This window comes from Streptomyces diastatochromogenes, assembly GCF_002242805.1.
GTDB lineage: Bacteria > Actinomycetota > Actinomycetes > Streptomycetales > Streptomycetaceae > Streptomyces > Streptomyces diastatochromogenes.
This window is the reverse complement of sequence record NZ_MCGQ01000022.1, coordinates 249700-269893: the sequence shown is the minus strand read 5'-3', so window position 1 is coordinate 269893 and position 20194 is coordinate 249700. Positions and strand designations below refer to the sequence as shown.

Genomic DNA, 20194 nt, shown 5'->3' with positions numbered 1-20194 from the left:
GTGCGCAGGTAACGTGTGGTCCTCGAACTCTTCATCCGCGCAGGGGAGTTGCGAATTACCGGCGCGTGGTCCGCCGGGGGAGTGACGCGGATAGATTCATTCGGAAATCGTCTTGATTACCGCAGTGGAAATCTCATTCAGCGGTGGTCGGCCCGTCTTCGAATGACACCTAGGAGTCACGGTGACAAAGACCGTCTCATTCGTCCCCGACTTCGGGGACACCATGGAAGTGGTGGGCCGCACCTTCGCGGCGGCTCTCCAGGAAGGCCTCAGCCGGGTGGAGCCGCCGTGGACGGCTCCGCGCCCCGGTGCGCGGGGCGGGCGTCCGCCCGCGCGGGCCGCGTACCGGATCCTGCTGCGCGACCACCGCGAGGCCGTCCTCGCCCGCCTGGCCGACGCCCTGCCCGTCGTGCTCCACGCCGCGGGACACCCCGACGGGCGGCAGATGACGGCGCCCCTCGTCGACTGGGCACGCACCCGGCTCACCGCGGCCGTCACCGGCCCGCGCCCCGGCATCCCGGAGCCCGCGCTGCCCAGCCTGCACCTGGAACTGACCGTGGCGACCCTGCTGTTGGAGTGCACCTCCCGCGTCCTGCCCGACGTGCCGTCCCGCGACCTCGCCCTGGAGGCCGTCGGCCACACCCTGCGCACCGGATCGCCCACGGGACGGGCGGCCTGAGCCGGCCCGCGGGCGCCGACCCGGGGCTTTCCGGGGAATTCACACGCCAAACCGGTTGATGCGGGATGAACGGGTAAGTTCTTCACCTGGTCCCGTCTTGGTCGAGACACTCTCCGGGAGCGCATGTGACCTACTACGACCTCGGCAACCACGGCCGGCGCGTGACGACGTCGTCCCCCGAGGCCCAGTGCTGGTTCGACCGCGGACTGAACTGGACGTACGCCTTCCATCACGAGGAGGCCGTACGCTGCTTCGAGACGGCCGCCGCGGCGGACCCCGACTGCGCCATGGCCTACTGGGGCATCGCCTACGCCCTCGGCCCCAACTACAACAAGCCCTGGGACTCCTTCGACGAGCAGGACCTGGCACAGTCCGTGGCGCGCGCCCATGACGCCGTGGAGCGCGCGCACGCCAAGGCGGCGTCCGCCAGCCCGGTGGAACGGGCACTCATCGAGGCCCTGCGCGCCCGCTACCCCCAGGGCGCGGCCAAGGGCGTCGAGACCTGCTCGGTGTGGAACGCGGACTACGCCGACAGGATGCGCACCGTCCACCAGCTGGCGCCCGACGACCTCGACGTGGCGACCTTGTACGCCGACGCCCTGATGAACCTCACCCCCTGGCAACTGTGGGACATCCGCACGGGCCGGCCGGCCGCGGGGGCACGCACGCCGGAGGCCAGGGCCGTGCTCGAGCGCGCCATGGCGACCGAGGCGGGCACCTGGCATCCCGGCCTGCTGCACCTGTACATCCACCTGATGGAGATGTCCCCGACGCCCGAGACCGCCCTCCCCGTCGCCGACCGGCTGCGCGGCCTGGTGCCCGACGCCGGTCACCTGCAGCACATGCCGTCACACCTGGAGGTGCTCTGCGGCGACTACCGCCGAGTCGTCTCCGACAACACCGCGGCCATCGCCGCCGACGAGAAGTTCCTCGCACGGGGCGGCGCGATGAACTTCTACACCCTTTACCGGTGCCACAACTACCACTTCAGGATCTACGGCGCGCTGTTCCTGGGCCGCTTCCAGGACGCGCTGCACACGACGGAACGACTCGAGGCCGCCGTGCCCGAGGAACTGCTGCGCGTGGAGAGTCCGCCCATGGCCGACTGGCTGGAGGGGTTTCTCGCCATGCGGGTGCACGTCCTGATCCGCTTCGGCCGGTGGGACGACATCCTGCGGCTTCCCGTGCCCACCGACCCGCAGTTGTACTGCGTGAGCACCGCGATGCTGCACTACGCCCGCGGTGTCGCGCTCTCCGCCACCGGCAGGACCGCCGAAGCCGAGGCAGAACGCGCACTCTTCCGGGAGGCGGTCGCCAGAGTGCCGCAGACCCGCATGCTGTTCAACAACACCTGCGCGGACATCCTGGAGATCGCCTCGGCCATGCTCGACGGCGAGCTGGCGTACCGCAAGGGCGCATACGACGAGGCCTTCGCCGAGCTGCGCCGGTCGATCGAACTGGACGACGGTCTCCCCTACGACGAACCGTGGGGATGGATGCAGCCCACCCGGCACGCCTACGGCGCCCTGCTGCTGGAGCGGGGCCGGGTCGCCGAGGCCGAGGCGGTCTACCGCGCCGACCTGGGACTCGACGACACACTGCCCCGCCCGCAGCAGCACCCCGGCAACGTCTGGTCCCTGCACGGGTTCCACGAATGCCTCCAGCGGCTCGGCAGGACGGGCGAGGCCGAAATCGTGGCCCAGCAGCTGAAGATCGCGGCCGCGACGGCGGACGTACCGATCACCGCGTCCTGCTTCTGCCGCATGGAAACGGGCCCTGGCGACGGCTGTTGCCCTCCGCGGACGTGAGGCCCACGTGTGCCGGAGTGGTGCTGCGCGAACCGTCGCCGGGGCGGTCAGCCCGCCTGTCGTTGCTCGGGTGCCGACCGGTGGGTGAGGGGTTCACGCAGGCCGAGGTGTGAGCGCAGCGTCGTACCGGCGTACTCGGTGCGGTAGACGCCGCGTTCCTGCAGCTCCGGGACGAGCAGGCCGACGATGTCGTCGAGGCCGTCCGGGATCAGGTACGGCGTGACGTTGAAGCCGTCGACCGCGCCGTGCCGCACGAAGCGGGCGAACTTGTCGGCGAGGCCGGACGGGGTGCCGACGTGCCCGCGCTGCGGGCCCAGCGCGATGACGGTCTCCCGCAGCGACCAGCCGTGGGCTTCCGCCTTGGCCCGCCATTCGCCCACGACCGTACGCGGGTCGGCGATCCGCCGGGCACCGAAGGAGCCGTCGTTCTCGGCGACGACCGGATCCTCCGTCGGCAGCGGCCCGTCGGCGTCGCGGTCGGACAGGTCGATGCCCCACAGCAGTCCCGCGATCCCCAACGCCGTGGCAGGAGTGACCTGTTGCCTTCGGATCCAGCGCTTCTTCTCCAGCGCCTCCTCTTCGGTGGCACCGAGGATGATCTCCGTGCCGGGCAGGATCCGCAGATCGTCCTCGGGCCGCCCGACCGCCCGCAGCCGGCGCCGGATGTCCTCGGCGAACGCCAGCGCGTCGTCGAAGTCGTTGCCGTGCGCCGAGAAGATGACGTCGGCGTTGCGGGCGGCGAAGTCGCGCCCCTCGCCGGAGTCCCCGGCCTGGAAGATGACGGGATGACCCTGGGCGCTGCGTGGCAGGGTGGGCGCGAGATCGACGTCGAACTGCGTTCCACGGTGGCGCACTTGGCGCACCCCGCCGGGCGCCGACCAGGCGGGCGCGCCCACGGAACCGGCGACGGCGCCGTCCTCCCAGCCGTCCCAGAGGGCGCGGGCCACGGTGAGGAACTCCTCGGCGCGCCGGTAGCGGTCGGCGTGGTCGAGGTAGCCGCCGCGGCGGAAGTTCGCGCCGGTCCAGGCGTTGTCCGTGGTCACCACGTTCCAGCCGGCGCGGCCCTCGGAGAGCAGGTCGAGTCCGGACAGGCGGCGGGCGAGGTCGGCGGGTTCGTTGAAGGTGGAGTTGGAGGTGCTGACCAGGCCGATCCGGCGGGTGACGGCGGCCAGGGCGGCGAGTTGGGTGAGGGCGTCCGGCCGTCCGGCCACGTCGAGGTCGTGGATCCGGCCGTCTACCTCCCGCAGCCGGAGCCCCTCGCCGAGGAAGAACGCGTCGAACAGGCCCCGTTCGGCGGTCTGGGTGACCTGCCGGAAGGAGGCGGGGTCGATCTGGGAGCCGCTCTCGGGGGCGGACCAGATGGTCCAGTGGTTGACGCCCTGGAAGAACACCCCGAAGTGGAGCTGGGCGTGCGGCCGGGGGACGTCGAGGGGATCGGTACGGGTCATCGGGATTCCTCCTGGACGGCGGCGGCAGCGGCGGCGAAGCGGTTGGCGGGGCGCTGCAGCCCCAGGGTCGAGCGCAGGGACCTGCCGGGCAGCGGGCGGGCGACCAGGCGCCGTTCGACGAGGGCGGGCAGGACGAGGCCGGACAGGACGGGCAGGTCCTCGTCCAGCACCAGGGGATGCAGCCGTACGCCGTCGACCGAGTCCTTCAACTGATCGAGAAGTGCGAGCAGTTGACCGACCGAGCCGATGTGCCGCAGCCTGCCCCGGTCGGTCCAGGGCGCGTACCGCTCCAGGTCGGCGACGCGCTCCGCGGCCGTGGCGCCCGGTGTGTCCAGCGCGACCTCGACCTCGGCGAAGACGCGGGGCGTGCCGGCGGCAGCGGCGGCCGTGGCGACCGCCGTGAGGTCCCGGCCCTCGACGAGAGCGACATCGAGCTGCGCGGCGGGCACGCGGTCGGGCCGGCCGAGGACGACGAGCTGTCCCTGGGGCGGGCGCGGCACGATCGCCGGGCCCTTGACCGCGTAGGTCTCCCCGGTGAAGTCGATGTAGTGGAGCCGGTCGCGGTCGAGGTAGCGACTGGTGGCCACGGACCGGATGACCGCGTCGTCCTCCCACGAGTCCCACAGGGCGCGGACCACCTCGACGCCGTCGCGGGACTCCCGGGCCCGCGCGGCGGCGTCGGCGACCTCGGGGCGCCCCCAGGCGCGGGCCGCCTCGGGACGGTCCTCCTCCGTCACCACCCACCCGGCCCGGCCGGCGGAGATGTGGTCCAGGGACGCCAACTGGCTGGAGACATGGAAGGGTTCGGCGTACGTGACCGGTACGACGGGTGCGATGCCGATGGTGCTCGTGGACGCGGCGACGAAGGCCGCCCGCTCCACCGCGCCGATACGGCCCACCGGATCCGGTGCGGCGCCGGGCGGCAGCACGCCGTCGTCCAGGGTGATCAGGGTGAACCCGGCGTTCTCGGCGGTGGCGGCGACACGGGCCACGCGGCGCGGGGTGAAGAACTGGTCGGGGGAGTGGGCGGCGCGGCGCCAGGCCGCGGGATGGGCGCCCTCGCCGTCGAGTTCGACGGCGAGATGCAGGGCGGGGCCGGACATGGGCGATCCTTCCGGGTACACGGGAAAAGGCAGCCGTGAGGGCACGACAGGACGGCCGGCGGGACGGGCCGGCAGGGTCAGACGTGTACGGAAGGACAGACCGCGGAGGAGGTGCGGCAGTAGTCGACATGCCGCCGGGTGATCAGCCGCGTACCCGCGCGGGCACCGTGCGGTGCCGAGCCAGGTACGTGCATCGAGGGCCTCCACCCGTCAGGAACTTGCAGGTTCAACGTACGTCGCCCGCCCGTGCGAGTGTCAAGGGCGTTCCGGGAATAGCAAGATCGTCACCCGCGTTGCCGTTCCCTCGACGGCCCGCATGGGACGGGCCCGACGATGAGGGGAGCGTCGGATGCGGGCGGTCGGGTTCCGGACCAACGGAGGCGTCGAGGTACTGGAGGAGCTGGATCTGCCCGAGCCGGTGCCGGCCGCGGGACAGGTCGCGGTGCGCGTCGCCTTCGTGGGCGTCAACTTCGCGGAGATCCAGCACCGGCGGGGCGAGTTCGGGGCCCCGGACGGCCCTGGCGGAGTCGACGTCCCCGGCCTCGAGGTCTCCGGGACGGTCGTCGCGCTCGGTGCGGAGGTCGGCGGGCTGGAGGTGGGCGAGCCGGTCGCGGCCTATCTGCCGGCGTTCGGCGGCTACGCCGAAGTGGTGGCGGCGGACGTCCGGTTCGTCAGGTCGCTGCGCACCGCGGCGGGAGAGGCCGACCTGGCCGGGGCGGCGGGGCTGCCCTGCGTCTTTCCGACGGCCTTCGGCGTGCTCAAGGACGCCGGACGGCTGCAGGAGGGGGAGAGCGTGCTGATCCATTCCGCGGCCGGGGGTGTGGGTTCGGCGGCCGCGCAGCTGGCCCGGGAGCTGGGGGCCGCCCGGGTGTACGGCACCGTCGGCTCGGCGGAGAAGATCCCGTACGCGGCACAGCTGGGCTACGACGAGGTGTTCCTCCGCGACAGCTTCGCCGAGCCGCTGGCCGAGGTGACCGGTGGCCGGGGCGTGGACCTGGTCCTCGATCCCGTCGGCGGGCCGGTCCGGGAGCAGAGCCTGACCGTGCTGGCGCCCTTCGGTCGCTTGGTGGCCTACGGAGACCTCGGGCGGCACGAGCAGTGGACGGCCTCGGTGTGGGACCTGTGGAAGGGCAACCGGACCATCGCCGGGTTCAACATCGGCGACCTGGCCCGCCGGGCTCCCGAGCGGATCGGCGCCTACCTCGCCGAAGCCCTGCGGCTGCTCGCGGCGGGCCGGATCCGGCCCGGGGTGACGCGGACCCTGGCCCTGGCCGAGGCGGCGAAGGCCCACGAACTCCTGGAGACGGGCACGGGCCGGGGCAAGGTCCTGCTGTCGCTCACCTGACCGGCCTGCGCCGCCTCCACGTCGGCTCGCCGAGTCGCTGTGGCCTCAAGTCCGCGCCACGAGCATCGGAGATGCGTGGTCGCACGTGTCGTCGATGCCGTAGCCGTGCCAGGCGGGGAACGGATCGTCCGCCGGCAGCTCCTCGCCGTCCGCAGACAGACAGTCGGTGAGCGCGGCGTGGAGCGCCTCGGCACGCAGGTGCGTGCCGATGAAGACCAACTCCTGGCCGCCCGGGCCGTCGGTGTCGCGGGCGGCGGAGGGCTCGAAACGGGCCACGGAGCCGGCCTGGGACCACAGGCCGGTCACCCGCGGGCGGCTGGCCAGGGTGAAGAAGCCCTTGGAACGCAGGACCTGCCCGTAGGCCCCGCTGTCCATCTCCTCGGTGACGAACCGCCACAACCGCCCCGGGTGGAAGGGCAGTCCGGAGCGGAAGACGGTGGAGGAGATGCCGTACTCCTCGGTCTCCGGGACGTGTTCGCCGTTCAGCTCCCTGACCCAGCCCGGGGCCTGCTGGGCCCGCTCCAGGTCGAAGAGCCGGGTGCCGAGTACGTCCTCGACGGGCACGCGTCCGTGGACCGCGGGCACGATCCGGGCCACCGGGTTGAGGCGGGCGAGCGTCGCACGCAGCCGGTCGGCGGTGGCGTCGTCGACCAGGTCGAGCTTGTTGAGCACGATGACGTCGGCGAACTCGATCTGGTCCATCAGCAGGTCGCTGACGGTCCGTTCGTCGTCCTCGTACTGATCGAGTCCGCGCTCGACCAGCTCGTCCCCGCTCGCCAGTTCCGGGAGGAAGCCGGCGGCGTCGACGACCGTGACCATGGTGTCCAGGCGTGCGAGGTCGCCGAGGGTGGCACCGTCGTCGCGGGCGAAGGCGAAGGTGGCCGCGACCGGCATGGGCTCGGAGATGCCGCTGGACTCGATGAGGAGGTAGTCGAAGCGGCCTTCGCGGGCCAGCCGGTCCACCTCCACCAGCAGGTCGTCGCGCAGGGTGCAGCAGATGCACCCGTTGGTCATCTCGATCAGCCGCTCCTCGGTCCGCGACAGCGCCGCCTCGCCGCCGCGCACCAGCGCCGCGTCGATGTTGACCTCGCTCATGTCGTTGACGATGACCGCGACGCGGAGCCCCTCACGGTTGCCGAGCACATGGTTGAGAAGCGTGGTCTTCCCCGCGCCGAGGAAGCCGGACAGCACGGTCACCGGCAGCCGGTCGTACGCCATACCCGTCCCCTTCACCCCTCGGGGCGCAGCAGCCCGCGCTCGTACGCCCTGACCAGGTGCTGCGGTACGAGGTGACGCACCCCGTCGACGGTGACCGGGACCAGCGTCGGCGTGGCGGCCTTCCACTGGGCGCGGCGGTGACGGGTGTTGCTGCGGGACATCCTGCGTTTGGGGACGGCCATGGTTCTCCTCCTCGGGTGGGCGAGGAAGACGCTACATGAAAATGGATCCCATTAGCAATAAAGAAGAACGCCCAGGTCTTCTCCGGCTCTCAGTCCTCGGGAATGACGAGCTTGAACCGCTCGGGGCTCGTGACGTTCGGGTCCGGGCCGCCACGCACCCCGGTGTCGAGCGCGTCCAGCGCGGCCAGCTCGTCCGCGCCCAGTTCGAAGTCGAACACGGCGAAGTTCTCAGCGATCCGCGCCGGGTTGGTCGACTTGGGGATCGCGTTGCGCCCCTGCTGCAGATGCCAGCGCAGCATCACCTGCGCGGGCGTCTTCCCGTGCGCCTGCGCGATGGCCTGGACAGCCGGGTCCGCCAGCGTGCTGCGTCCGGTCCCGTCCTTGTCCCAGTAGAACGTGATCCCGCCGATCGGAGACCACGCCTGGGTGAGGACGCCGTGCTCGGCGTTCGCCTTCTGGACGTCGGGCTGGGTGAAGTAGGGGTGCAGCTCGACCTGGTTCACGGCCGGGACGACGCCGGTGCGCTCCAGCAGCGCCGAGAGGTGATGCGGCATGAAGTTGCTGACGCCGATCGCCCGGACCCTGCCCTCCGCGTACAGCCGCTCCAGCGCCCGGTAGGCGTCCACGGTGCGGTCGAACCGCTCGGGCACCGGCTGGTGCAGGAGCAGGAGGTCGAGTCGGTCCACGCCGAGTTTGCGGGTGCTCTTCTCGAAGGCGTGCAGCGTCTCGTCGTAGCCGTAGTCCGTGACCCAGACCTTCGTCTCGATGAACACGTCGGCCCGGTCCACCCCGGAGCGGCGCAGGCCTTCGCCGACCTGGCGTTCGTTGAGGTAGGCCGCCGCCGTGTCGATGTGCCGGTACCCGGTGCGCAGCGCCGTCTCCACGGCGGCAGCCGTCTCCTCCGCGGGGCTCTGGAAGACCCCGAAGCCGAGCGCCGGCATGGTCACGCCGTTGTTGAGGGTGAGTGTGCTGTCGTGCTGCGGATCAGTCATGCGTTCCAGTCTGTGAGCCGTGTGACCTGCTGTGCCAGCCGGTAGGGGGGCCCTGTCACACCCCCGAACAGCGCGGCCTGTCACCCGCCACACACGATCGGCAGGCTCGATCCGGACCGAAGAGCGCGAAGGACGAGTGAGGACTGTGGCCGAAACAGGTGAGCAGCTACGGCGGGGGAGACCGTCGACGGCCGCGCACACGGTGACGACGAGCCATCGCGTGACGACCTTCGAGTTGTTCTTCGACCTGGTGTACGTCTTCGCCCTCACTCAGGTCACCGCTTTCATGGCCCACGCTCACAGCGGCACGGGTGTGCTGCGAGGAGTGCTGCTGCTGGCGCTCCTGTGGTGGTCCTGGTCGGCCTACGCCTGGCTGGGCAACCAGGCACGGGCCGACCTCGGGATGCTGCGCGCGGGCATGGGACTGGCGATGGCCGGGGTCTTCGTGGTGGCGCTCGCCGTCCCGGAGGCATGGCACGACGCGCCGGGCGGTCTGAACGGTCCGCTGGTGCTGGCCGGGGCGTACCTGTTCGTGCGCTGCGTGCACTTGGTGGTGTACGGCCTGCTCGCCCGGGGCGGCCGGGAGCTGGTGCGGCAGGTCGTCGTCTCCTGGCCGCCGGTGCTGGCCGGGGCCGGCCTCCTGCTGGCGGGCGCGGCGATCGGTGGCGGCGTGCAGACCGTGTTGTTCACGGCGGCGATCGCGCTGGACTGGGGGGTGGTGTACGCCACGTCCCGAAGAGGCGGTTGGCGGATCCACAGCGCCCCTTACTTCGCCGAGCGGTACGAGCTGTTCGTCATCATCGCCCTCGGCGAGTCGCTGACCGCCCTGGGCGTGGGCGCCGCCGAGCTGCCGGTCAGCCTGTCGCTGCTGGCCGCGGCCGCCCTGGGCGTAGGGGCGGCCATGGCGTTGTGGTGGCTGTACTTCGACGTGGTGACCCTGGTGGCGCGGCGCAGGCTGCACCAGGCGGGGAGCGAGGACCGGCTGGCGCTCGCGGCCGGTGCCTACGGCGTCGGACACTTCCCCGTCGTCGCGGGCATCGTGCTCACCGCGCTCGGTGTCGAGGGAGTCGTCGGCCACGCGGGCAGCGGCCACGGGCTGGGCTGGTTCTCCGCCGGCGCTCTGTGCGGGGGAGCGGCCCTCTATCTGGGCGGCCTGCTGCTCTTCGGGCGGCTGGCGGTGAACGTGTGGGGACCGTTCCGCCTGGTGGCCCTGGTCGTGGTTGCCGCCTGGACGCCGGCGGCGGCCGCGTTGCCACCCTTGGCGGCCCTGGCCGGGGTGGTCGTGGTGCTCGCGGTGCTCGCGGCCGTGGAGACGTGGTGGTTCGCGGAGCTGCGGCACCGGGTTCGCGCCTGAGGTGGCGTGCCCTTCCGTGTCCCCATGCCGTGACCTGTGGAGGAGGTGTCTGGGGGGCCCTGTCACTCCCCGGCACAGCACGGCCTGCCACCTCGCGCGCGCTTCCCGCAGCCTGGATGCCGGTCCGTGGTTCCGCGGTGCGCGACAGCGCAGAGAGAAGAGGTTGCAGACATGAGCAGGGACGCGAAGGAAGTGGTCGTCGTCATCGGCTCCGGCAGCATCGGCCTCGCGATCGCCCGCCGCGTCGGTGCCGGTCGCACCGTGCTGCTCGCCGACTACAGAGAGCAGGCGGCCGCGGGTGCCGCCGAGCGACTGCGGGGCGAGGGGTACGACGTGACGACCCGGGTCACCGACGTCTCCGACCACGACGCGGTGGAGGCACTGGCCGCCGCGGCCGCCGCTCTGGGACCGGTCACCCAGGTGGTGCACACCGCCGGTGTCTCTCCCACCCAGGCGAGCATCGAGCGGATCCTGCACGTCGACCTGCTGGGCACCGCCATGGTCCTGGACGCGTTCGCCCGCGTCGTCGCCCCGGGCGGCGCCGGTCTCGTGATCGCCAGCATGGCCGGGCACCGCGAGAGCCCCTACGCGCCGGAGACCGAGCACGCGCTCGCCACCACCGAGACGTCGCAGCTGCTCGCGCTGCCGTTCCTCCACCCCGACCAGGTCGGCTCCACCGTCCACGCCTACGCGCTCTCCAAGCGGGCCAACTCGCTGCGGGTGCAGACGGCCGCCGTGGCGTGGGGCAAGCGGGGCGCCCGCGTCAACGCCGTCAGCCCCGGCGTCATCATCACGCCGCTGGCCCTGGACGAGCTGTCCGGCCCCCGCCAGGAGTGGTTCGAGCAGGTGCGCAAGGTGTCGCCGGCCGGGCGCTTCGGCACGCCCGACGAGGTCGCCGACGCGGCCGCCTTCCTCCTGGGCCGCCAGTCCGGCTTCATCACCGGCGCCGACCTCCTCATGGACGGCGGCGTGACCGCCGCACTGCGCGCCGGGGAACTCACGCTCCCCTGACCGGGCACCCCACGTTGCTCAAGCCCCCGACACAAGGAGGACTGACTCATGGCGACCGCACCCCCGACCGTTCTGGTGGTCGGCGCGACAGGCAGCATCGGACGACTCGTCGTGGCCGAGTCGATCGCGCGGGGGCACACCACCCGTGCGCTGGTACGCGACGCCGCGAAGGCCCGACGGCAGCTCCCCGCCGAGGCACAGCTTGCCGTCGCCGACGTCACGCGGCCCGAGACGCTGCCCCCGGCCGTGGCCGACGTCGACGCCATCGTGCTGACACTCGGAGCCGACGGCACCGCACACTCCTCACCGGAGAACGTCGACTACGCCGGAGTCCGCAACATCCTGGCCGCCCGGTCCGGACAGACGCCCCGCATCGTGCTGATGACCGCCATCGGCGTCACCGCCCGCGGCAGCGCGTACGACCATCTGCTCGACTGGAAGCGCCGCTCGGAGCGGCTCGTCCGGGCCAGTGGCCTGCCGTACACGATCGTGCGGCCGGGCTGGTTCGACATGAACGCCCCCGACGAGCACCGACTCGTCTTCCTGCAGGGGGACACCCGGCGTTCCGGCACCCCCTCCGACGGCGTCATCGCCCGCGAACAGGTCGCCCAGGTGCTGGTGCAGGCCGTCACGGTTCCGGAGGCGCTGGGCCGGACCTTCGAACTGGTCGCGGAACAGGGCCCCGCTCCCGGCGACATGGGCCCGCTGTTCGCCGCACTGGACCAGGACGCGCCCGGCGCCCTGGACGCCGTCCGGGACGAGGCCAACATGCCACTGGCGCAGGAGCCGCATGGAGTCCGCGCCGACCTCGACGCCGTCAGGACACCTGCGACGTCCGGCTCGACCTGATCCACGCCGGCGAAGAACCGACAACCACCGAACTGGGAAAGACCACATGCGAGCAACACTGATGTACGGCGCCGGCGACGTCCGCGTCGAGAACGTCCCGGACCCGACGATCCAGCAGCCCACCGACGCGGTCGTGCGCGTCCTGCGGTCCTGCGTCTGCGGCAGCGACCTGTGGCCGTACGGGGCGATGCCCGCCTCCGAGCACGGCGTGCGCATGGGCCACGAGTTCCTCGGCGTCGTCGAGGAGACCGGCGCGGAGGTGTCCGCGCTGACGGCGGGCGACCTGGTGGTCGCGCCGTTCGTCTGGTCCGACAACACCTGCGAGTTCTGCCGGGAGGGCCTGCACACCTCCTGCCTGCACGGCGGGCTGTGGGCCCGCGACGGCATCGACGGCGGTCAGGGCGAGGCGGTGCGCGTACCGCAGGCCCAGGGCACCCTGGTCAAGCTGCCCGTGGCGGAGGACTCGGCGCTGCTGCCGTCCCTGCTGACCCTGTCCGACGTCTTCTGCACCGGCCACCACTGTGCGGTCACCGCCGGGGTCGGCCCCCGTACGACCGTCACGGTCGTCGGCGACGGCGCGGTCGGCCTCTCCGCCGTCCTCGCGGCCAAGCGGCTCGGCGCCGAGCACATCATCCTCATGGGCCGGCACAAGGACCGCACCGACCTGGGCCGGGACTTCGGCGCCACCGACGTCGTACCCGAACGCGGCGAAGAAGGCATCGAGCGCGTTCGCGAACTGACCCGCGGCCACGGCACCCACACCGTGCTGGAGTGCGTCGGCACCCTGCCCGCCCTGCACATGTCGATCGGCGCGGTCCGCCCGGGCGGCACCATCAGCCGGGTCGGCGCCCCGCAGTACGGCGAAGTCCCCCTGGGCTTCCCGGAGTTCATGAACAACATCACCCTCACCGGTGGTGTCGCCCCGGCCCGCGCCTACATCGAGGAACTGCTGCCGGACGTCCTGGAGGGCCGCATCGAGCCGGGCCGTGTCTTCGACCACGCGGTCGGCCTGGACGAGGTGCCCGCCGGCTACCGCGCCATGGCCGACCGCGAGGCCCTGAAGGTCCTGGTCAAGCCGTAGCTGACAAGCCTTCTCCCGGTGCTGTCGTCGTCGGTTCAGGAAGGCGCGTCAGAAGCGGGGCGCCTGCGGTGTGTGCCGCGGCATCGGGACGACGCCCGGGTTCGCGCCGGGGCTCTGGCGACCGGGCTTGCAGGTGACGTCCTGCGCCGGCAGCTTTCCGTTGCTCAGGTAGGCGTTGACGGTGCGGTCGGCACAGGAGCGGGGGTCCACGGAGTAGACGCCGTGGCCCTCGCCGCCCTTGACGTACACCATGCGCGAGCCCTTCAGGGCGTGGTGCATGCCGAGGCCGCTGACCAGGGGTGTCTGGGAGTCCCACTGGTTCTGCACGGTGAGCAGGCCGACCTTGTTGTCCACCGCGGTGACGGGCTCGGCCGGCTTGTCCCAGAACGCGCAGGGCGTGATGTTGGAGCCGAAGTCGCCGTAGAGCGGATACTTGGCCTTGTCCCGGATCGCGTCACGCCGGTACTGCTCCGGGTCGCGCGGCCAGGCCGCGGTGTCGCCGCAGACCACGGTCCAGAACGCGACGGATTCGTTGTCGGCCGGCGGCTGAGCGGCCCGGGCCGCGGACCGGCGCGGTCCCTGCTGATCGTCCGGCGCCGGGGAACGGCGGGTGACCGCATGGCCGTCGGCGGCCTTCTTGAGCTCGACGACCGCCTCGGCCGCGTACTTGGGGCTGAAGAACTCGGGGCGCAGGGCGGCGCGGATGTCGTCCCCGGTGAGCTTTTCACCGCCGTCGTCGATGGGAGAGCGGTCGGCCCGGGCGATCAGGTCCCAGAACGTCTTCTTCACCTTGGCCGGGGTGTCGCCGAGTTCGTAGGTGCGGTGGCGCTGCGCGGTCCACTTCGTCCAGCGGGTGAACGCCGGCTCCGTGCCCTCCGCCCAGACCTGGATCATGCCCCGCCAGACCCGTGCCGGGTCGACGGAGCTGTCCAGCACGAAGCGATCGGTCCGCTCGGGGAACATCTGCGCGTAGACGGCACCGAGGTACGTACCGTAGGAGTAGCCCAGGTAGGAGATCTTCTTCTCGCCCAGGACGCCGCGGATGACGTCCATGTCGCGGGCGGTGTTGCGAGTGGTGATGTACGGAAGCCTGTCGCCGTTCTTGGCACGGCACTTGTCGGCGACGGTCCGGGCCCACTTGACGTCATGGCTGAACGTCTCGGGCCGGTAAGGGTGTTCGGTGTTCTGCTCCTTGGTCGTGAGACCGCAGGTGACCGGGCTGCTGCGGCCCACGCCGCGCGGGTCGAACCCGATGAGGTCGTACTGCTCGCGGACCTTCTTGGGCATCACGTCCTTCATCATGACCGGCATGTCCAGGCCCTCGCCGCCCGGACCACCGGGGTTGAAGAGGATCACGCCGTGCCGCTTGCCCGGGACACTCGTCTTCACGCGGGAGATGGCCAGCTTGATCGTCTTGGCGCCGGGGCGGCTGTAGTCCAGCGGGACCTTGATCGTCGCGCACTGGAACGCGGCGGGCTGCGACGCGTCACATCTGTGCCACGCGGGCTTCTGGTTCGCGAACCTCTGCAGCGGTTCCGCCGCGGATGCCTGCGTCGTGGCGAGGGTGGGGACGAGCGTTGCCGTGACCCCCACGGCGAGCAAGGGCGCCATGCGTCCTATCCGCACGATGGCCGTTCCTTTCGGTCAACTTCCAGGACGGAACGACCATTTCGTGTCCACCGAGGCAAGCGAATCCATCTGCGGGGCGGTCTTGCTACGACTCCCGGCGTACGCAGAAAAGGACGTGCGGAGGAGAACCCGAAGGGGCTGATCACCATCCGCATGGTCTTCTCGGAGATCCTCGACCGGCCGAGATCCGCCGCAGCGGCGTTCGCCGACTCGCGCGATCGGGACGCGCTCCGGACGATGGCAGTGTGGACGGGAGCCCGGAATTCCACGGGGCCGAGCCGACGGCCGTGCTCGCGGTGGCGCCGACGGCCCGGACGGCGGTGGCCTGGCTGCCGCCGCGGGAGCTGTGGCCGGCGATCCAGGACATCCGCTGGGAGCACGACCCGCAGGTACGGCGCTGGCCGCCGCATGTGAATCTGCTGTTCGGCTTCGTGCCGGAGGAGGAGTTCGAGCGGGCGGTGCCGCTGCTCTCCGCAGGGGCGGCGCAGACCGCGCCGTTCCCGGCGCGGCTGGCCGGGGTGCGGTACTTCCGGCACCGGCACTACGCGACGGTGTGGCTCGATCCGGCCTCGGCGGACGCGGCGCCCTGGACCCGTCTGCACCGGGCGCTGGAGCTGCGCTTCCCGCTCTGCGGCGGGCGTGGCGGCCGCTTCACCCCGCATCTGTCCCTCGGCCGGACGCAGGACCCGCAGCGGCTGGCCGCGGAGTGCGCTGCCCGGCTCGGCGCGCGGTCGACCGTGGTCGAGGAGGTGGTCCTGCTCTCCCGGCGCGGCGACGAGCCGATGCGACCCCGGGCCGTGATCGCTCTGGGCACGGGCGCGGTCCGCCGGCCACGGGGCGACTGATCGGGCTCCGGAAGGGCTCCCGCCGGCCACCGTACGACCCGCCGTGCCGCACCGGGTCGAGTTGACCCTCCCCTTACGTCAGGCTCGAGGCTGGGAGCCGACGAAAGGACAGGTGGATGAGCTACTCGGTGGGACAGGTCTCGGCCTTCGCCGGGGTGACGGTGCGTACGCTGCATCACTACGACAAGGCGGGGCTGCTCTCGCCCAGCGGCCGCAGCCGCACCGGCTACCGCCTCTACAGCGACGCGGACCTGGCCCGCCTCCAGCAGATCCTCTTCTACCGCGAACTCGGCTTCACCCTCGACGAGATCACCGAGATCGTGAAGGACCCGGAGACGAACGCCCTGGAGTATCTGACGGCCCGGCAGCGCCAGTTGAGCGAGGAGATCGCCAGGCTGCAGCAGCTGGCCGAGGTGGCGGAACGGGCCATCGAGGTCCAGCGGACCGGGGTGTCCCTCACCCCTCAGGAACGCTTCGAGGTCTTCGGCGAGATCACCTTCGACCTCAGCTACGCCACCGAGGCGGAGCTGAAGTGGGCGGACTCGGAGGGACAGCGCGAGTCGATGGCGCGCGCGGCCGCCCACACCAAGGAGGACTGGCGGCAGCTCATGGGCGAGGCCGCCGCCTGGCGCGCGGAGCTGCTCGCGGCCTTCGACGAGGGTGAGCCGGCCGACGGACAGCGGGCCACGGACCTCGCCGAGGAGCACCGCCTGCACATCTCCCGCTGGTTCACCTCCTGCCCGCCCGACATGCACCGGCGCATCGCGGACGACTTCGCCGCCGATCCGCGCGCCTTCGCCCTGGTCGTACCGCCGTCCCGGCAACGCCCGGGCCTGGCCGCCTACCTGCGCAAGGCGGTCCATGCCAACGCGGCCCGCCACGCAGGCGGCCGTACCGGCTCCGAGGAGGAGTGATGAGGATCCTGATCACCGCGGCCGGATCGCGCGGCGATGTCGTGCCCTACACGGGCCTGGGCGCCGAACTGCGCCGGGCCGGGCACGACGTCGCCCTCGCCACCACGGACGCCTTCGCGCCCCTCGTGCGCGACGCCGGGCTGGAGTTCCGCGCCCTGCCCGCCGACCCGCGGATGCGCGGCGAGGGGACGGGGCGACGCGAACTGATGCGTACCGCCGCCGCGTTCGTCACCGAACTGGGCCACGGGTTCGCCGACGCGGTGTCCGAAGGCGCGGATCTGCTCCTGCTGTCGACCACCACGGCCCCACTCGGCTGGCAACTCGCCGAGGCGACAGGCATATCGAGCCTCGATGTCTACCTCCAGCCCACCGCACCCACCGGCGACTTCCCGAGCACCGTCATGAGCCCCGGCTCCCTGGGCCGCCCCCTCAACCGCGCGACCGGACGCTTCGCTCTCCGCATGGCCGACCGCGTCTACGAGCAGGCGGTCGCCGAGATGCGCCACCGCCTCCAGCTGCCCCCGGCTTCCGCCGCCGCGCTACGCCGCCGTCAGGAACAGGCGAACCGGCCCGTCCTGCACGGCTTCAGCACGGCCCTCGTGCCGCGCCCCGCCGACTGGCGCTCCGGCCTGCAGGTCGTCGGAAACTGGTGGCCCCACCACGACCCGGCCGCACAACTGCCCGCGAACCTGGAGGACTTCCTGCGCGCCGGACCCCGGCCCGTCCTCATCGGCTTCGGCAGCATGGCGGCCGGAGACGGCGAACGGCTGAGCGAGATCGCGGTACGAGCGCTGCGCCGCGCCGGGCTCCGCGGCATCCTCCAGAGTGGCAGCGCCGGACTCGCGGCCGACGGCGACGACGTCATCACCGTCGGGGACGTGCCGCACACCCTGCTGTTCCCGCGGCTGGCCGCCGTGGTCCACCACGCCGGAGCCGGCACCTCGGCGGCCGCGCTGCGCGCCGGTGTTCCCGCGGTGCCGGTACCGGTGACCGCGGACCAGCCGTTCTGGGCGGCACGCCTCGCCGCCCTCGGCGCCGCCCCCACCCCGATCTCCTACCGATCCCTCACCGCCGAGCGCCTGGCCGACGCACTCGACCAGGTCGTCAAGCAGCAGACCTACGCACGAGCCGCCGCGCGAGCCGCCCAGCACATGGCGACCGAGGACGGAACGGGCCAGACCCTCAAGGCCGTTGAGCGGCTGACCTGACGCAGGAACGACCGGTTGTGAAGGGGGCCGGGTCACGGGGATGTGACCCGCCCCCCATCATCCGGTCGGCGTGGACACGCCGAACACACCTCAGCCCTGGGTGCCGTCCTGGCTGACGGGGTAGAGGCCGAGCACGCCCTTGGGGTCGGAGGGGTTCACGCCCTGGACGTCACCGACGTAGAGGTTGATGCGGGCCTTGTAGCGGTCGAGGGCGGTGCGGTTGCTCATGAACTCGCCGAGGCCGAGCGGGTTCATGTTCTTGTAGTCGAAGATGCCCTTGGCGCCGGCCGGGGCGGCGACGTCGGTGCGGGCGCTCCAGGTGCCGATCGAGTGCTGCTGGGCGTCCTTGGAGAGGATCCAGCTGAGGTAGAGCTTGGCGGCGGCCTTGTGCGGGGCGTCCTTGAGGATGGCGCCGGTCTGCGGCCAGGCGACCCACGGGGACTTCTTCGGGATGGTCACCTGCGACAGGCCGCTCGCACTGCCCCCGCTGCCGAAGTTCGCGACGTAGTCGCCGGTGCCGACGAGGTCGGCGGAGTCCTGGGTGCCGCGCACGAACTTGGGGTTCTGGGCGAGGAGCTTCTTCAGGTAGCCGAAGCCGTACTTGTCGGTGAGCTGCTTGAAGTAGTAGAGGACGGCGTCGTCGTCGTTCGGGTAGGTGAAGACGAGCTTGTTCTTGAACCCGGGCTTGAGGAAGTCCTTGGCCTCGACCGGTGCGCCGGAACCCAGCTTGGTCGCCGTGACGTTGGCGAAGGCGAAGTAGAACAGGCCGGTGTAGTAGCCGTCCTTGTCCTTGATGCGGCTGTCGACCTTGTTCCAGCCGACCGGCCGGTACTTCTGCAGGATCCCTTCCTTCTTCCAGCGCGGGAAGTCGTCGACCGTCTGGAAGTGCACGACGTCCGCGACCACGTGGTGCTCGGCGACCTGGTTGTCGACGCGGGCGTCGTGGTTCTTGCTGAAGTCGACGACGATGTCGACCTTCATCTTCGGGAACTTCTTGACGAACGCGTCCTTGAGGTAGTCGGCCTGGCCCGGCTTGTCGCCACCGGCATACACGACGAGGCGGCCGCCCTCGGCCACGGCGTCCTTGTACAGCTTCTGCAACTGGGCCTCTTCGCTCGTGCGCTGCGCCGGGCTCTTCGCGCCGGGGGTGGCGGCGGCGACCGTGGCGCCGCTCGCGGCGAGCACACCGAGGGCGACGGCCCCGGCCCAAGCCTTGCGGGTGGACTTCACGAGGGACTCCTTCAGGGTGGAGACAAGGAAGTGCTTGATGATTCAAGAACTTTCTCCACCCTAACCTGATGTTGCAAATCTGCAAGACGGGCCCGTGAGTGGTGCTGCCCACACGCGTCAGGCGCTGTTGGCCAGCTGGGCATGGTGCACCGCGTGCAGCAGCGGCTCCCCGGCGGCGAGCCGTTCCACTTCGTCCACGACCGCTCGGCCGAGCCGCTCCAGCTCGTTGCCGAGAGAGCCGGCGAGGTGCGGGGTGAGAAAGACGTTCGGCAGGTCGTACAGGGGTGACCGGGCGGGCAGCGGCTCCGGTTCGGTGACATCGAGGATCGCGCTGATCCGCCCGCTGATCAGCTCCGTCATGAGCGCGTCCGGGTCGACCAGGGCGCCGCGCGCCGTGTTGATGAACACCGCGCCGTCCGGCATGAGGGCCAGCCGCCGCTGGTCCAGCATGCGGTGGGTCTCGGGCGTGTCGGGGGCGTGCAGGCTGACGATGTCGCTGGTGGCCAGCAGCTGGTCGAGAGGCAGGGGTACGGCGCCGAGCGCGGTGGCCGTGGCGCCGTCGATGTAGGGGTCGTACAGCGCGACCTCGAACTCGAAGGGCGCGAGCAGTTCCAGCACCCTGCGGCCGACCCGGGACGCGCCGATGATCCCGACGCGCCGCCCGAGGTTGCCGACGCCGGCCAGAGCGCCGGCGGGCGGGCGCACCTGCTCCACCCGGAAGCGCTCACGCAGCCCGAACGCGTCCTTGCCGGCGAACAGGATCGCGGCCAGGGCGTACTCGGCCACGGGCAGTGCGTTGGCCTGCACCGCGCTGGAGACGGCCAGCCCGCGCTCCCACACGGCGTCGTCCAGCCAGCCGCGCACGCTGCCTCCGGCATGCAGGACGGCCCGCAGGCGCGGTGCCCGGCGCAGTACCGCGGCGTCGATGCGCGGACAGCCCCAGCCGGTGAGGAGCAGCTCGGCCTCGGCGAGAACCCCTGCGATCGCCGGATCGCCGAAGTCCCGTACGACGAGGGCGGCATCGACGTCGGCCGACGACCGGAGCCGCCGCATCAGCCGGGGCGGGAACAGCTCTGGGAGGTGCACCGGGTTCATGGCGAACAGGGCACGGGGCAGCTGCGACGTGGGCATGGGTCTCCCGCTTCGGGAAGGGACAGGGAAGGGCAGCGCCGGCGCCGGCGCTTAGTAAACGTATTCCACGCTAGAGAGGGATGCGGGGTCCGGTCAACGCTTTCCGTCGGGACTCCTCCAGGGCGACGGAACGGGTCTCAGGATGCCGAGTCCGACCTAACTGCCAG

At 71.6% G+C, this 20194-nt stretch carries 18 protein-coding genes; 10 read left to right on the top strand and 8 right to left on the bottom strand.

The genetic code is table 11. The features are described from left to right. The first annotated feature begins 181 nt into the window (after positions 1-181). Together BEK98_RS26320 and BEK98_RS26315 are read left to right on the top strand one after the other, a co-directional pair. The gene (locus BEK98_RS26320; protein ID WP_094219131.1) at positions 182-679 is read left to right on the top strand and encodes a hypothetical protein; all 498 of its coding nucleotides are present in this window, start codon (positions 182-184) and stop codon (positions 677-679) included. Positions 680-804: 125 nt separating this feature from the next. Then, positions 805-2487 carry a hypothetical protein gene (locus BEK98_RS26315; protein WP_094219130.1) on the top strand — a complete coding sequence of 561 codons (1683 nt, stop codon included), beginning with the start codon at positions 805-807 and terminating at the stop codon, positions 2485-2487. A 47-nt stretch (positions 2488-2534) separates the two neighbouring features. Here the strand turns inward: BEK98_RS26315 and BEK98_RS26310 are convergent, their stop codons facing one another. Beyond that, complete coding sequence (locus BEK98_RS26310; protein WP_094219129.1) at positions 2535-3935, bottom strand: NtaA/DmoA family FMN-dependent monooxygenase; 1401 nt, start codon at positions 3933-3935, stop codon at positions 2535-2537. Further along, complete coding sequence (locus BEK98_RS26305) at positions 3932-5038, bottom strand: LLM class flavin-dependent oxidoreductase (protein ID WP_094219128.1); 1107 nt, start codon at positions 5036-5038, stop codon at positions 3932-3934. The genes BEK98_RS26310 and BEK98_RS26305 overlap by 4 nt, the downstream gene beginning before the upstream one ends. Positions 5039-5387: 349 nt before the next feature. On the opposite strand from BEK98_RS26305, the gene BEK98_RS26300 reads away from it, so the two are divergent. Continuing rightward, positions 5388-6383 carry a quinone oxidoreductase family protein gene (locus BEK98_RS26300; RefSeq protein WP_094219127.1) on the top strand — a complete coding sequence of 332 codons (996 nt, stop codon included), beginning with the start codon at positions 5388-5390 and terminating at the stop codon, positions 6381-6383. A gap of 45 nt (positions 6384-6428) precedes the next feature. Here BEK98_RS26300 and BEK98_RS26295 read toward each other — a convergent pair whose 3' ends face one another. The 3 genes from BEK98_RS26295 to BEK98_RS26285 all read right to left on the bottom strand — a co-directional run bounded on the left by BEK98_RS26295 (position 6429) and on the right by BEK98_RS26285 (position 8775). Next, positions 6429-7601, bottom strand: a complete 1173-nt coding sequence (locus BEK98_RS26295) for a GTP-binding protein (RefSeq protein WP_094219126.1) — start codon at positions 7599-7601, stop codon at positions 6429-6431. 11 nt (positions 7602-7612) lie between these two features. Continuing rightward, positions 7613-7783 (bottom strand): 50S ribosomal protein L32, encoded by a 171-nt coding sequence (gene rpmF, locus BEK98_RS26290; protein ID WP_094219125.1) that lies wholly within the window; start codon positions 7781-7783, stop codon positions 7613-7615. 89 nt (positions 7784-7872) lie between these two features. Continuing rightward, complete coding sequence (locus BEK98_RS26285; protein WP_094219124.1) at positions 7873-8775, bottom strand: aldo/keto reductase; 903 nt, start codon at positions 8773-8775, stop codon at positions 7873-7875. Positions 8776-8995: 220 nt separating this feature from the next. Here BEK98_RS26285 and BEK98_RS26280 point away from each other — a divergent pair, with 220 nt between their 5' ends. The 4 genes from BEK98_RS26280 to BEK98_RS26265 all read left to right on the top strand — a co-directional run bounded on the left by BEK98_RS26280 (position 8996) and on the right by BEK98_RS26265 (position 13070). Continuing rightward, positions 8996-10129 (top strand): low temperature requirement protein A, encoded by a 1134-nt coding sequence (locus BEK98_RS26280; protein WP_244201982.1) that lies wholly within the window; start codon positions 8996-8998, stop codon positions 10127-10129. A 171-nt stretch (positions 10130-10300) separates the two neighbouring features. Then, positions 10301-11140, top strand: coding sequence for an SDR family oxidoreductase (locus tag BEK98_RS26275; protein ID WP_094219122.1), 840 nt, complete (start codon positions 10301-10303; stop codon positions 11138-11140). 48 nt (positions 11141-11188) lie between these two features. Then, complete coding sequence (locus BEK98_RS26270) at positions 11189-11989, top strand: SDR family oxidoreductase (RefSeq protein WP_094219121.1); 801 nt, start codon at positions 11189-11191, stop codon at positions 11987-11989. A 46-nt stretch (positions 11990-12035) separates the two neighbouring features. Beyond that, the gene (locus BEK98_RS26265; protein WP_094219120.1) at positions 12036-13070 is read left to right on the top strand and encodes a zinc-dependent alcohol dehydrogenase family protein; all 1035 of its coding nucleotides are present in this window, start codon (positions 12036-12038) and stop codon (positions 13068-13070) included. A gap of 48 nt (positions 13071-13118) precedes the next feature. Here the strand turns inward: BEK98_RS26265 and BEK98_RS26260 are convergent, their stop codons facing one another. Beyond that, positions 13119-14696 carry an alpha/beta hydrolase gene (locus BEK98_RS26260; RefSeq protein ID WP_244201981.1) on the bottom strand — a complete coding sequence of 526 codons (1578 nt, stop codon included), beginning with the start codon at positions 14694-14696 and terminating at the stop codon, positions 13119-13121. A gap of 248 nt (positions 14697-14944) precedes the next feature. On the opposite strand from BEK98_RS26260, the gene BEK98_RS26255 reads away from it, so the two are divergent. The 3 genes from BEK98_RS26255 to BEK98_RS26245 all read left to right on the top strand — a co-directional run bounded on the left by BEK98_RS26255 (position 14945) and on the right by BEK98_RS26245 (position 17666). Further along, entirely contained in the window at positions 14945-15544 is a 600-nt protein-coding gene (locus BEK98_RS26255; protein WP_094219118.1) for a 2'-5' RNA ligase family protein, read from the top strand. 116 nt (positions 15545-15660) lie between these two features. Continuing rightward, the gene (locus tag BEK98_RS26250; RefSeq protein ID WP_094219117.1) at positions 15661-16458 is read left to right on the top strand and encodes a MerR family transcriptional regulator; all 798 of its coding nucleotides are present in this window, start codon (positions 15661-15663) and stop codon (positions 16456-16458) included. Next, the gene (locus BEK98_RS26245) at positions 16458-17666 is read left to right on the top strand and encodes a glycosyltransferase (RefSeq protein WP_094219116.1); all 1209 of its coding nucleotides are present in this window, start codon (positions 16458-16460) and stop codon (positions 17664-17666) included. Before BEK98_RS26250 ends, BEK98_RS26245 begins: the two co-directional genes overlap by 1 nt. A 90-nt stretch (positions 17667-17756) precedes the next feature. Here BEK98_RS26245 and BEK98_RS26240 read toward each other — a convergent pair whose 3' ends face one another. Together BEK98_RS26240 and BEK98_RS26235 are read right to left on the bottom strand one after the other, a co-directional pair. Further along, on the bottom strand, positions 17757-18896 hold the full coding sequence (locus tag BEK98_RS26240; RefSeq protein WP_094219115.1) for an ABC transporter substrate-binding protein: 1140 nt from the start codon (positions 18894-18896) through the stop codon (positions 17757-17759). Positions 18897-19013: 117 nt separating this feature from the next. Then, positions 19014-20027, bottom strand: a complete 1014-nt coding sequence (locus BEK98_RS26235; protein WP_094219114.1) for a hydroxyacid dehydrogenase — start codon at positions 20025-20027, stop codon at positions 19014-19016. Positions 20028-20194: the final 167 nt, after the last annotated feature.